We start from the raw sequence: 12,731 nt of genomic DNA, 5'->3' as shown, positions 1-12,731 counted from the left end.
CGGATCGGATCAGGCGCGGCGCACAGGCGATGCGCGGGCACTGCGGGCAGCACGTGGCGGACCCGCGCTGGGCGCAGCGGGCGCGTGGGCAGGCACTCACAGCGACAGCCCTTCGCGCGCGGCGATGGTATGCACGTCCTTGTCGCCGCGGCCGGACAGATTGCACAGCACCAGCGCGTCCTTCGGCAGGTCGCGCGCCAGCTTGATCGCCTGCGCCACCGCGTGGCTGGATTCCAGCGCCGGCAGGATGCCCTCGGTGCGGGTCAGGCGGTGGAATGCCGCCAGCGCCTCGTCGTCGGTGATGCCCACGTACTGCGCGCGGCCGCTGTCGGCCAGGAACGCATGCTCGGGGCCGACGCCCGGGTAATCCAGGCCGGCGGAGATGGAATGGGTCTCGGTGATCTGGCCGTCGTCGTCGCACAGCACGTAGGTGCGGTTGCCATGCAGCACGCCGGGGCGACCGGCCGAGATGGAAGCCGCGTGGCGCCCGCTGGCGATGCCGTCGCCGGCCGCTTCGGCGCCGTAGATCTTCACCCCGCGGTCGTTGAGGAAGGCATGGAACAGGCCGATCGCGTTGGAGCCGCCGCCGACGCAGGCGGTGATCGCATCGGGCAGGCGGCCGTAGTCTTCCAGCATCTGCGCGCGCGCCTCGCGGCCGACGATGGCGTTGAAGTCGCGCACCATGCGCGGATACGGGTCCGGGCCGGCGACGGTGCCGATGATGTAGAAGGTGTCGCGCACGTTGGTCACCCAGTCGCGCATCGCCTCGTTGAGCGCATCCTTGAGCGTGGCCGAGCCGCTGCTCACCGGCACCACCGTGGCGCCCAGCAGCTTCATCCGGTAGACGTTGATCTTCTGCCGCTCGATGTCGGTGGCACCCATGTAGACCACGCACTCCAGGCCCAGGCGCGCGGCCACCGTGGCGCTGGCCACGCCGTGCTGGCCGGCGCCGGTCTCGGCGATGATGCGGGTCTTGCCCATGCGCGCGGCCAGCAGCGCCTGGCCGATGGTGTTGTTCACCTTGTGCGCGCCGGTATGGTTGAGGTCTTCGCGCTTGAGCAGGATCTGCGCGCCGCCGACATCGCGGCTCAGGCGCTCGGCGTGGTAGATCGGGCTGGGCCGGCCGACGTAGTGCTTCAGGTCCTTGTCATAGGCGGCGATGAACGCCGGATCGACCCGCGCCTGGTCGTAGGCGGCAGCCAGCTCCTGCAACGGCCCGACCAGGGTCTCGGCGACGAAACTGCCGCCGTAGCGGCCGAAATGCCCGTGGGCGTCGGGGAAGGCATGGAAATCGGGGATGGGTGCAGCGGTCATGGCATCACGCGGGGCGGGACAGGCCTGCACCGTAGCGCACGCGCGCGTCCGTGAAAATCGATATATGCGCCGTAATGTGTTAGAAAAACTCACATGAAAAAACAACCGGGCAACTGTTCTTCTTGGCAACACGGCCCGCGGGGTGGCGCGGGGCAGGCTTTCGCTCCTGCAAACCGGCATTCCCGCCATCCATGGCGGTCAGGTGTGCGCCATGAAAGAACGGCAGGACAGCCGTTATTCACGGCGAAGCCGCCCGCAGGGTGGCGCGGGGCCGGCTTTTGCTCCTGCAAAACCGGCATTCCCGCCATCCATGGCGGTCTGGGGTGCGCCATGAAAGAACGGCAGGACAGCCGTTATTCACGGCGAAGCCGCACGCAGGGTGGCGCGGGGCCGGCTGTTGCTCCTGCAGAACCGGCATTCCCGCCATCCATGGCGGTCAGGTGTGCGCCATGAAAGACGATCACGCCCTGCCCTCGCTCAACGCCCTGCGCGCCTTCGAGGCCGCCGCCCGGCTGCGCAGCGTCAGCCTTGCCGCCGACGAACTGCACGTGACCCATGGCGCGGTCAGCCGCCAGGTGCGGGCCTTGGAGGAGGAACTGGGAGTGGCGCTGATCGAACGCGACGGCCGCGGCATCCGCCCCACCGCCGCCGGCAGGCGCCTGCAGGAAGCCACCTCCGGGGCGTTTTCGCAGCTGCGCGACTGCGTGGCCGCGCTGCGCCGGGGCAAACGCAACGACGCCTTCGTGCTCGGCTGCCCGGGCAGCGTGCTGGCGCGCTGGATGATCCCGCGCCTGCAGCAGCTGCAGCGCGACCTGCCGGGCCTGACCCTGCACCTGGCCGCGCAGGACGGCGATTTCGCGCCACGGCTGGCTGGACTGGATGCCGCCCTGCTGCTCGGCCAGGCGCCGTGGCCGGCCGGGTGGAGCGTGCATGGCCTGGGCAGCGAGCGCATCGGCCCGGTGTTCAGCCCGTCCATGCATGGCGCGCAGCGGCTCGTGCACCAGCCGCCGGAGGCGCTGCTCGAGCACGCGCTGCTGCACACCCGTTCGCGGCCCCAGGCCTGGCCCACCTGGGCCACGCTCAACGACCTGGACCCTGCGGCGCTGCGCCAGGGCACTGGCTTCGAACACCTGTACTACCTGCTCGAAGCGGCGGTCGCCGGACTGGGCATCGCCATCGCCCCCGAGCCGCTGGTGGCCGACGACCTGGTCAATGGCCGCCTGGTCGCGCCGTGGGGGTTCGTCGACACCGAGGGACAGTGGGCGCTGTGCACCGCAGGCGGCGACCGGCACCCGCGGGTCGATGCGCTGGCGGACTGGCTGCGGCGGCAATTGGCCGCGTAGGCGGGCACCACGCGGGCGCCGCGGCAGGCCCGCGTTTACGCGGGCGCGTCGTGCAGGTCCGCGCGGCGCACTTCCTCGACGAAGCGGCGCATGCGCTCGCCATCCTTGATGCCCGGCGCCGACTCGATGCCACTGGAGACATCCACCCCCATGGCTGCACCGTGGTGATCGCATCGAACACATTGTCCGGGCGGATGCCGCCGGCCAGCAGGAACGGCCGGTGCAGGCCGGCTGGCACCTGCGACCAGTCGAACGCCACGCCGCTGCCGCCGCTGCCGCCCGGCGCGTGGCTGTCCAGCAGGAAACCGGCCGCATGCGGGTGGGACTGCTGCAGCCCGCGCGCGGTGACGGCCTGGGCGCCGCCCATCGCCACCGCCTTCAGGTACGGCATGTTGAAGGCGCGGCAGAAGGTGTCGTCCTCGTCGCCGTGGAACTGCAGCAGGCTGGGCCGCACCGTGCGCATCACCTCGCGCACTTCCTCGCGGCTGTTGTCGCGGAACAGCGCCACCACGTCGACCATCGGCGAGATCGCCTGGCGCATGGCGCGGGCTTCGACCGGCGCCACCCGGCGCGTGCTGCCACGGGCGAACACGAAGCCGATGGCGTCCACGCCCAACTCGCTGGCCAGGCGGATGTCGCCGGCGCGGGTCATGCCACAGAACTTGATGCGGGTGCGGAACTGCGTGCGGGTCATAGCGTCACCTCGGCCGGCAATTGCCACTGGTCAGGATACAGCGGGCCCACGAACACCAGCCCCTGCGGCGGCGCGGTCGGCCCGGCCTGCGTGCGGTCGCGCAGCGCCAACAGCTCGCCGATCCACGATTCGGGCTGCTCGCCGGCACCAACCAGCAGCAGCGAGCCGACGATGTTGCGCACCATGTGGTGCAGGAAGGCGTTGGCCTGCACCTGCACCTCGACCACCTCGCCCTGGCGCACGACCGAGATCGCCTGCAGCTCGCGGCGGGCATGCAGCGCCTGGCACTGCACGCTGCGGAACGAACTGAAGTCGTTCTCGCCCAGCAATGCCTGCGCCGCGCGGTGCATCGCACCGGCGTCCAGCGGGCGCCGCTCCCAGCTCAGCGTCTGCCGGTACAGCGCCGGCCGCACCTGGCGGTTGAGCAGGCGATAGCGGTAGCGCCGCGCACGCGCGGAGAAACGCGCATGGAAATCGTCGGCCACCGGCACGCACCAGCGCACGCACACCGACGGCGGCAACCGCGTGGTCGTGCCCAGCACCCAGCCGCGCGGCGTGCGCGCGACGTCGCTGTCGAAATGCACCACCTGGCATTCGCCGTGCACGCCGGCGTCGGTACGCCCGGCGCAGACCACGCCCACCGGGGCATCGGCCACCGAGGACAGGGCCGCCTGCAAGGTGGCCTGCACGCTGGCGCAGCCGCTCTCACCCAGCTGCTGCCAGCCCTTGAAATCGCTGCCGTCGTATTCCACGCCCAGCGCATAGCGCATCGTCAAACTTCTCCTGTCGCCAGCCGCGGCCGGGGCTGGAATTCCCCGGCGGACGCCTGTTCAATCCGCGTCGCGCTGGGACCACACCGCCAGCTCGTTGCCGCCGGGCTCGATGAACTGGAAACGGCGGCCACCGGGAAAGGTGAATTCGGACCTGCTCAGCCGCCCGCCATGCGTCAGTACCGCCGCCTGCAACGGCGACAACTGGGTGGCGTGCAACACCACCAGGGGCGCACCGGCGGTGCTGGTCACCGGTTCGCCGCGGAAAAAGCCGCCCTGCAGGCCGCCGTCGTCGAACGCGGTGTAGTCCGGGCCGTAATCCTCGAAACTCCAGCCGAACACCGCTTCGAAAAAGCGCCGGCTCGCCGCCGGATCGCGCGAGGCGAACTCCACGTAGTCGATGCGCCGCTCATGCTTCACCGCCGCCTGTTGTCCGCTCATCGCAGCCGTCCCAGTAGTTCCATTGCTTCGGCGCGCGCCTGCGCGTCCTCGCCCGCCGCCACCTCGTTCAGCAGCGTGCGCGCGGTTTCCGCATCGCCCAGGTCCAGATAGGCGATCGCCAGTTCGAGCCGTTCGCGCCCGGCCGGGGCCGGATTGAGCGGCGCCAGGCTGGCCATGTCGGCGGCCGGCCACGTGTCGGTCTCCTGTGCGGCGGGTTCCGCCGGTGCGTCAGCGCCCGACACCGGTGCCGCGTCGGACGACAGCACCGGTTCCTGTCGCGGCGGACGCGATGCGGGGGTGCCAGCGGATGGCCTCGACCAGAACGGCACGGCTTCGGCTTCAGCCTCGACCTCGGCCTCGAGCTCGACTTCGGATTGGTCGGCGGCGGGCGCATGTTCCTGCACGGCAGGCACGTCCCGGGCCACGGCCTGCGCCTCCACCGCGGGCATTGCCGCGGCCAGCGCGGACAACTCCATAGCGGCAGCATGGCCGGCGCCCGGCGCCGGCGGCAGCGGTGAAGGCCGGCGCCGGCGCGACAGCCACCAGCCCGCCGCGGCCACCACCAGCAGCAACACCCCCAACCACGCCCATGGCGCCGTACCTGCCGGCTCCTTCTTCCCGACCTCGGCCAGGCGCTGCTGCGCCGCGGCCAGGTTGCTGTCCTTCATCGCGATCAGCGACTGCTGCTGTGCCTGCAGCTTCTCCAGCTCGGCCACGCGCTCGCGCAGTTCCTGCAATTCCGCATCGCGCGTGGCGAGGTCTTCCCTGGCCTGCCGCAGTTGTTCGTTCGCCGCCATGTCGCCCTCGCCACCGGCCTCGAGCCCGGTCGTCGTTCCTGCCGCCTGTTGCGCGCCGGCCACCGCCGGCGCGATTTCCAGCCGCGCATCGTTTGCCGCCGCCGTCGCCGTCGCCGGCCTGGCCACGCTGGCCGCCGCACCGGCCAGCGCCGGCTGCGGAATCGGCGCACGCGCCTGGCGCCACTGCGCGACATGCTCGCGCACCAGCACGCGCGCGGCGGCGCTGTCGATGCGTTGCAGCTCGCCGCTTTCCGGCACGCGCAGCACGGCCCCCTGGCGGAGCAGGTTGACGTTGCCGCGGATGAACGCCTCGGGGTTGGCGCGCAGCAGCGCGACCATCGCCTGGTCCAGGGAAACGCCGTTGTCACGGGCCAGCTGGCCGGCGATGCCCGACAGGGTCTGGCCGCTGCGTACCGGCGCCAGGGTGCCGTCCGGCGCCGTCGCCTGCGAAATGGGCGCCGGACGCGGCGCAGCGGCCGTGGCGACCGCGGCCGTGGCCGGCGCGGGCTTCGGCGTTGCGGTTGGCGTGGGCGCCGATGCCGGCAAAGGTGCCGGCTCGCGCACGATCAGGTTGGACGGGGCCGCCGCCGGCGCCTCGATCACCGGCTCTGCGACCGCGGTGGCGGCCTCCGGCGCGACGACCAGCGCGGAGTATTCGCGCACCAGCCGCCCCTGCCCCCAGTCGACCTCGATCAGGAAGCTCAGCGCCGGCACCTGTACCGGCGTCGCGCTGGTCACCCGGACCACCGCCCGCCCCTGCGCATCCTGGGCGAACTGGAACTGCAGTTCGCCGACCAGCCCCTCCGGGCGCGACAGGCCGACGCGCTCGAAGGTCGCCGCCGACGCCAGCCCCACCGTGGCGCGCTCCAGCTCGCCCGGGTCGCTGGAGATCACCGGAATCTCGGCCACCAGCGGCTGCCCCGGCCTGGACAGGACGCGGATGTTGCCCAGGCCGAGGGCAAGCGCGGCGCTGCTGTACAGCCCCAGCGCGAGCACCAGCATGCCTTGTATCGAGCGCGTCGCGCCCCTGCCCCTTGGTTTCATGCCGGCAAATATACCGGCACAGCCGGGTTCCGAATACCGCGGGGGACGACACCCCGGCGCGGCGCGTTGGCGTCCCACGGTCTGCTGCGCAAACCGCGTGGCCCGTCTCCCGTTTGCCACGGACACGCCAGCGCTGCGCGCTGTCGCCCCACGGTCTGCTGCGCAAACCGCGGGCCCCGTCTCCCGCTTGCCACACCCCCGCCTTCGGCGCGCCCCCTGACGCAGGGGGCTGTGGTCCAGATGCGATCCGAAGGTTGCGGTACAGCGGACCCGGCGTTGTGCCGGCCTGGTCTCTCAGCCGCCGTTGGCGACCAGCTCGGCCAGCTGCACCGCGTTGAGCGCGGCGCCCTTGCGGATGTTGTCGGCCACCACCCACATGTTCAGCCCACGCGGGTGCGAAAGATCCTCGCGGATACGACCCACGTAAACCGGGTCGGTGCCCGAGGCATGGGTGACCGGGGTCGGGTAACCACCGGCCCGGCGCTCGTCGACCACCTTCACCCCCGGCGCGGCGGCCAGCAGTTCGCGCGCCTGTTCGACGCTGATCTTCCTGCGGGTTTCGATGTTCACCGCCTCGGAGTGGCCATAGAACACGGGCACCCGCACCGCCGTGGGGTTCACCTGGATGCTGTCGTCGCCGAGGATCTTGCGGGTCTCCCACACCAGCTTCATCTCTTCCTTGGTGAAGCCGTTGTCCAGGAACTCGTCGATATGCGGGATCAGGTTGAAGGCGATCTGCACCGGGAACTTGGCCGGCTCGATCTCCTGGAACCCGAGCAGCTGCGCGGTCTGCTTGCCCAGCTCCTCCATGCCGGTCTGGCCGGCGCCGGACACGGACTGGTAGGTGGCCACGTTGATGCGCTCGATGCCGTATTCGCGGTGGATCGGCGCCAGCACCGGCATCAGCTGCATGGTCGAGCAGTTGGGGTTGGCGATGATGCCGCGCGGGCGGTTCTTCGCCGCTTCCGGGTTGACCTCGGACACCACCAGCGGCACGTCGTCGTCGTAGCGGAAGCAGGACGAGTTGTCGATGACGACCGCGCCGGCGGCGGCGAACTTCGGCGCGTATTCCCTGGAAATGCCGCCACCGGCGGAGAACAGGGCGATCTCGACGCCGGTCGGATCAAACGTGGCGAGGTCCTGGATGGTGACCTTTCCACCGTTGAACTCGACCTGCTGGCCGGCCGAGCGCTCGGAGGCGAGCAGGCTCAGCGTGCCCACCGGGAAACCGCGCTCGGCGAGGATGGCCAACATGGTCTGGCCGACCGCGCCGGTGGCGCCGACGACGGCTACATGGAAACGACGGGCTTCATTGCTCATGGGGGGGTACTCGAAAAATGGAGAGGGGGAACACACGTCGAGCCAGGTTCGGGGAACCTCCGGCGACAGCCGCGGAGGCTCCCTATCGTTTGTTGATGTCGATCCTGCCGCCGGCATCGCCCACGCCGGCGCCGCCGGCCAGCAGCCCGGCGTTGACCACGTTGGCCGGGCGCCCGGCGTTCGCGCCCAGGCCAAGGCCGGCGAGCAGGTTGTCCACCGCCCGCTGCACCATCGCCCGGCGCGTGGCCAGCGAGGCGCTGCCGATATGCGGGGTCAGCACGATGTTGCGCAGCGCCCGCAGTTCCGGACGCACGTCGGGCTCGTTCTCGTACACGTCCAGCGCGGCCGCGGCCAGGCGGCCATGGGCCAGCGCGTCGGCCAGCGCCAGCTCGTCGACCAGACCGCCGCGGGCGATGTTCACCAGGGTGGCGCTGGGCTTCATCCTCGCCAGCGCGGCGGCGTCGATGAGGTGGTGGTTCTGCGCGCTGTAGGGCAGCGCCAGCAGCAGGTGGTCGACGCGGCCCAGCAGTTCCTCGAAGCCGGCGTAGCGCGCACCGGCCGCCTGCTCCACGTCCGCGGGCAGGCGCGAGCGGTTGTGGTACAGCACCGTCATGCCGAAGCCGTGGTGGCCACGGCGGGCGATGGCCTGGCCGATGCGGCCCATGCCGACGATGCCCAGGGTGCTGCCGTGCAGGTCGGCGCCGAGCATGGTGGTGAACGACCACTGCCCCCAGTGGCCATCGCGCAGCCAGCGGTCGGATTCGACGATGCGCCGCGCCGCGGCCATCAGCAGCGCGAAACCGAGATCGGCGGTGGTCTCGGTGAGCACGTCGGGGGTGTTGGTGGCGATGATGCCGGCCGCGCCCAACGCCGCGATGTCCAGGTTGTTGTAGCCGACGCCGACGTTGGCGATGACCTTCAGCGACCGGGCAGCGGCGATCTCGGCCGCGCCGATGCGCTCGTTGAGCGTGACCAGGGCGCCATCGACCCCGGCCAGGCGCGCGGCCAGCGCCGCACTGTCATGGGCGGTGATGGCCGTCGTGGCGTCCACGTCGCAGTACGCGGCCAGCTGCGCGACGGTGTCGTCGAACAGCGGCTGCGCCACCCAGACGCGGGGCCGCCGCTCAGCCATCGAGGCTGCCGGGGATGCGCGGTTGCACCACGCCGACGTCGCCGCACTGCGCGCGGTGGCGCAGCGCCTGGTCCATCAGCACCAGCGCCAGCATCGCCTCGGCGATGGGGGTGGCGCGGATGCCGACGCAGGGGTCGTGGCGGCCGGTGGTGACCACGTCCACCGCATTGCCGTGCACGTCCACCGTGGCGCCCGGCAGGCGCAGGCTGGAGGTCGGCTTGAGCACCATCGAGGCGACGATCTGCTGGCCGGTGGCGATGCCGCCGAGGATGCCGCCGGCATGGTTGGACTGGAAGCCGTCCGGCGTGATCAGGTCGCGGTGTTCGGTGCCCTTCTGCGCGGCGCTGGCAAAACCGTCGCCGATCTCCACGCCCTTGACCGCGTTTATGCTCATCAATGCCGCGGCGATCTCGCCGTCGAGCTTGCCGTAGATCGGCTCGCCCCAGCCCGGCGGCACGCCGTCGGCGACCACGTTGACCCGCGCGCCGACCGAATCGCCGGACTTGCGCAGCGCGTCCATGTACGCCTCCAGCGCCGGCACCTGGGCCGCATCCGGCCAGAAGAACGGGTTGTCCTCCACCGCGTTCCAGTCAAAGCCCGTCGGCGTGATCCCGCCCAGCTGCGACAGCCAGCCGCGCACGGTCACCCCGTGGCGCTGCAGCAGCCATTTCTTGGCGATCACCCCGGCGGCCACGCGCATGGTGGTCTCGCGCGCCGAGGAGCGACCGCCGCCGCGCGGGTCGCGGATGCCGTACTTCTGCCAGTAGCTGTAGTCGGCATGGCCCGGGCGGAACTGCGCGGCGATATTGCTGTAGTCCTTGCTGCGCTGGTCGGTGTTGCGGATCAGCAGCGCGATCGGGGTGCCGGTGGTGCGGCCTTCGTACACCCCGGACAGGATCTCCACCTCGTCGGCCTCGCGCCGCGCCGAGGTGTGCCGGCTCCTGCCGGTAGCGCGGCGCTGCAGGTCGCGGGTGAATTCCTCCGGCGCGATCTCCAGCCCCGGCGGGCAACCATCGATCACGCAGCCGATCGCCGGCCCGTGCGACTCGCCGAAGGTGGTGACCGTCAGCAGCTTGCCGAAGGCGTTGGAACTCATCGCTGCGCCGCCAGCTCGGCGATGCGCGCGTGGTGCGCGCGCAGCTCGGCGGCCTCGACCGCGAAGATGCCCATCTGCCCGACCTTGAACTCGATCCAGGACATGAACACTTCCGGCAGCAGCTTGACCAGGTGCTGCTCCGAATCCCCCACCTCGCAGATCAGCAGGCCGTCCTCGCTCAGGTGGTCCGGGGCGTCGCGCAGGATCTTCAGCACCAGGTCCAGGCCGTCGTCGCCGGCGCGCAGCGCCAGTTCCGGCTCGTGCGCGTACTCGCGCGGCAGCGCATCGGTCTCGTCGTTGGTGACGTACGGCGGGTTGGTGACGATCAGGTCGTAGACCCGGCCCTGCAGGCCGGCGAACAGGTCACTTTTGACCAGTTCGACGTTGTGCGCGAGCAGGCGCTCCTTGTTCTCGGCCGCCAGCGACAGCGCGGCGTCGTTGATGTCGCTGCCGTCCACCTGCCAGTTCGGGTAATAGTGGCCCATGGCGATGGCGATGCAGCCCGAACCGGTGCACAGGTCCAGCGCGCGGGTGACCTCGCGCCCGGCCAGCCATGGTTCGAAACCATTGAGGATCAGCTCGGCGATCGGCGAGCGCGGCACCAGCGCGCGCGCGTCGCTCTTGAAGCTCAGCCCGGCGAACCACGCCTCGCCGGTCAGGTAGGCGGCGGGCACGCGCTCGGCGATGCGGCGCTCGAACAGCGCCAGCACCTGCTGCTTCTCCTCGGCCAGCAGTCGCGCCTGGCCATAGGCCGGGCCCAGGTCCGGCGGCAGGTGCAGGGTATGCAGCACCAGGCTGGTGGCCTCGTCCAGCGCATTGTCGTAGCTGTGCCCGAAGGTCAGGCCCGCGGCATTGAAACGGCTGGCGCCGTAGCGGATCAGGTCGATGATCGTGTGGAGTTCGGCGGCCGCCTGGGCTGTCATGGCAATACGGGGGGCAAGAGTGGTCTGCGATTATAGGCGTGCACCCGGTATATTGAGCGCCCGGTTGCAGCCGAAACTGCGGCGATGTCCCGGCATCGGGCCGCAACGCCCCGGCAAGCAGCCGTCAGCGCGCACGGCCACCGCCCCCGCAGACCCGCGCCCCGCCCTGGCGGGGCCGCCACCACCCCTACGGAGAAACGGTCCATGTTCAACCGCAATACCGGCATCGTCCTGGCCATCGCGCTGGCGGCAGGGCTGGGCCTGTTGCTGGCGCAGAAGGTATTCGGCCCGGCCGGCAACGGCGGCCACCAGGCCGGCTCGATCATTTTCTACCCCACGCCCCGGCCGCTGCCCGATTTCAGCCTCAGCCAGTCCGACGGTACCCGCCTGATTCCCGGTGAGCTGCGCGGGCACTGGACCCTGGTGTTCCTGGGCTTCACCTCCTGCCCGGACGTGTGCCCGACCACCCTGTCCGAACTGGCCCTGGCGCAGAAGCAGTGGGAGCGCATTCCCGAAAGCCTGCGCCCGCGCGTGGTGTTCGTGTCGGTCGATCCCGAGCGCGACACCCCGGCACGGCTGGGCGAATACGCCCATGCCTTCCACAAGGACACCCTGGCCGCCACCGCCGACGTGCCGTCGCTGGAGCGCTTCGCCACGCCGCTGGGCCTGGTGTTCCAGAAGGCCCCGGGAAAGAACTACAAGACCAACCCGAACGACTACAGCATGGACCACTCGGCCAGCATCGCGGTGCTCGACCCCGAGGGCCGGCTGGCCGGGCTGATGCGCCCGCCGTTCGACCCGAAGCTGATCGCCAGCGACCTGACCAAGCTCACCGGAACCACCGCACCATGAGTCTGTTGACCACGCTCACCCATGCCCTGCCCCATCGCCTGCTGTCGTCGATGGCGCGCTCGCTGGCCTATTCGCGCAGCCCGCGCGTGTCGCGCTGGCTGATCGACACGGTGACCCGGAAGTTCGACGTCAACCTGGCCGAGGCGGCCGACCCGGACCCGCGCAGCTACTCCAGCTTCAATGCCTTCTTCACCCGCGCGCTGGCCCCCGGCGCGCGCGTGGCCGATGCCGACCCGCGTGCGCTGCTGATGCCGGCCGACGGGCGCATCAGCCAGCTCGGCGCGATCGAGGACGGTCGCATCTTCCAGGCCAAGGGCCAGTCGTTCACCGCCGCCGAACTGCTCGGCGACGCCAGCGCTGCCGAACCCTTCGCCAACGGCCTGTTCGCCACCGTGTACCTGTCGCCGCGCGACTACCACCGCGTGCACATGCCCTGGACCGGCACCCTGCGCGAGACCGTGCACGTGCCCGGGCGCCTGTTCAGCGTCGGCCCGGCCGCGGTGGCCCACGTGCCACGTCTGTTCGCCCGCAACGAGCGGCTGGTGTGCCACTTCGACACCGACTTCGGCCCGATGGTGCAGGTGATGGTCGGCGCGCTGCTGGTCAGCGGCGTGGAAACGGTCTGGAGCGGCGAGGAAATCCCCGCCTACGGCGACCGCATCACCCGCAAGGACTGGCGCGGCAAGGGGATCACGCTGGAACGGTTCGCGGAGATGGCCCGTTTCAACTACGGCTCCACCGTGATCGTGCTGCTGCCGCCGGGCGTGGCGCGGTTCGATCCCGCGCTGAAAGCCGAAAGCCCGGTGCGGCTGGGGCAGGCACTGGCACGGCTGACGTAATGACCTGTTCCGGCGCGGCCACATCACGACGCATGGCGACGCGCTCACCCCGCTGGCGCCCTGGCGGCAGTGAGGCGCGGCGCGCTTCATCCATGGCCCCACCGTGATCGTGCTGCCGTCGCCGGGCGTGGCGCGGTTCGATCCCGCGCTGAAAGCCGAAAGCCCG

At 70.9% G+C, this 12,731-nt stretch carries 11 protein-coding genes and 1 pseudogene; 3 read left to right on the top strand and 9 right to left on the bottom strand.

What is annotated here, in order from left to right; all coding sequences use genetic code 11:
* Nucleotides 1-96: 96 nt before the first annotated feature.
* The gene (locus tag B1L07_06540; protein ID AUZ54814.1) at nucleotides 97-1,314 is read right to left on the bottom strand and encodes a tryptophan synthase subunit beta; all 1,218 of its coding nucleotides are present in this window, start codon (nucleotides 1,312-1,314) and stop codon (nucleotides 97-99) included.
* A gap of 449 nt (nucleotides 1,315-1,763) precedes the next feature.
* Here B1L07_06540 and B1L07_06535 point away from each other — a divergent pair, with 449 nt between their 5' ends.
* Entirely contained in the window at nucleotides 1,764-2,657 is an 894-nt protein-coding gene (locus B1L07_06535) for a transcriptional regulator (GenBank protein AUZ54813.1), read from the top strand.
* 35 nt (nucleotides 2,658-2,692) lie between these two features.
* Here B1L07_06535 and B1L07_06530 read toward each other — a convergent pair.
* The 8 genes and pseudogenes from B1L07_06530 to B1L07_06495 form a co-directional block, all read right to left on the bottom strand.
* A pseudogene (locus B1L07_06530) lies at nucleotides 2,693-3,351 on the bottom strand (N-(5'-phosphoribosyl)anthranilate isomerase).
* Nucleotides 3,348-4,121 carry a tRNA pseudouridine(38-40) synthase TruA gene (locus B1L07_06525; GenBank protein AUZ54812.1) on the bottom strand — a complete coding sequence of 258 codons (774 nt, stop codon included), beginning with the start codon at nucleotides 4,119-4,121 and terminating at the stop codon, nucleotides 3,348-3,350. The pseudogene B1L07_06530 and the gene B1L07_06525 overlap by 4 nt, the downstream one beginning before the upstream one ends.
* 60 nt (nucleotides 4,122-4,181) lie before the next feature.
* Nucleotides 4,182-4,562 (bottom strand): glyoxalase/bleomycin resistance/extradiol dioxygenase family protein, encoded by a 381-nt coding sequence (locus B1L07_06520; protein ID AUZ54811.1) that lies wholly within the window; start codon nucleotides 4,560-4,562, stop codon nucleotides 4,182-4,184.
* A complete protein-coding gene (locus B1L07_06515) occupies nucleotides 4,559-6,403 on the bottom strand; it encodes a hypothetical protein (GenBank protein AUZ54810.1) in 1,845 nt (614 codons plus the stop codon). The genes B1L07_06520 and B1L07_06515 overlap by 4 nt, the downstream gene beginning before the upstream one ends.
* A 294-nt stretch (nucleotides 6,404-6,697) precedes the next feature.
* Nucleotides 6,698-7,723, bottom strand: a complete 1,026-nt coding sequence (locus B1L07_06510; protein ID AUZ54809.1) for an aspartate-semialdehyde dehydrogenase — start codon at nucleotides 7,721-7,723, stop codon at nucleotides 6,698-6,700.
* Between the two features lie 82 nt (nucleotides 7,724-7,805).
* Nucleotides 7,806-8,855 (bottom strand): D-glycerate dehydrogenase, encoded by a 1,050-nt coding sequence (locus B1L07_06505; protein ID AUZ54808.1) that lies wholly within the window; start codon nucleotides 8,853-8,855, stop codon nucleotides 7,806-7,808.
* Nucleotides 8,848-9,951 carry a chorismate synthase gene (locus B1L07_06500; GenBank protein ID AUZ54807.1) on the bottom strand — a complete coding sequence of 368 codons (1,104 nt, stop codon included), beginning with the start codon at nucleotides 9,949-9,951 and terminating at the stop codon, nucleotides 8,848-8,850. Before B1L07_06500 ends, B1L07_06505 begins: the two co-directional genes overlap by 8 nt.
* Complete coding sequence (locus B1L07_06495) at nucleotides 9,948-10,874, bottom strand: ribosomal protein L3 N(5)-glutamine methyltransferase (protein ID AUZ54806.1); 927 nt, start codon at nucleotides 10,872-10,874, stop codon at nucleotides 9,948-9,950. Before B1L07_06495 ends, B1L07_06500 begins: the two co-directional genes overlap by 4 nt.
* 204 nt (nucleotides 10,875-11,078) lie before the next feature.
* Between B1L07_06495 and B1L07_06490 the strand changes: the two genes are divergently transcribed.
* Entirely contained in the window at nucleotides 11,079-11,726 is a 648-nt protein-coding gene (locus B1L07_06490) for an SCO family protein (GenBank protein ID AUZ54805.1), read from the top strand.
* Entirely contained in the window at nucleotides 11,723-12,565 is an 843-nt protein-coding gene (locus B1L07_06485; GenBank protein AUZ54804.1) for a phosphatidylserine decarboxylase, read from the top strand. Before B1L07_06490 ends, B1L07_06485 begins: the two co-directional genes overlap by 4 nt.
* Nucleotides 12,566-12,731: the final 166 nt, after the last annotated feature.

The organism is Stenotrophomonas acidaminiphila (genome assembly GCA_002951995.1).
Taxonomy (GTDB): domain Bacteria; phylum Pseudomonadota; class Gammaproteobacteria; order Xanthomonadales; family Xanthomonadaceae; genus Stenotrophomonas; species Stenotrophomonas acidaminiphila_A.
Note: the sequence above shows the minus strand (reverse complement) of the source record. Positions and strands in the feature narration are given on the sequence as shown.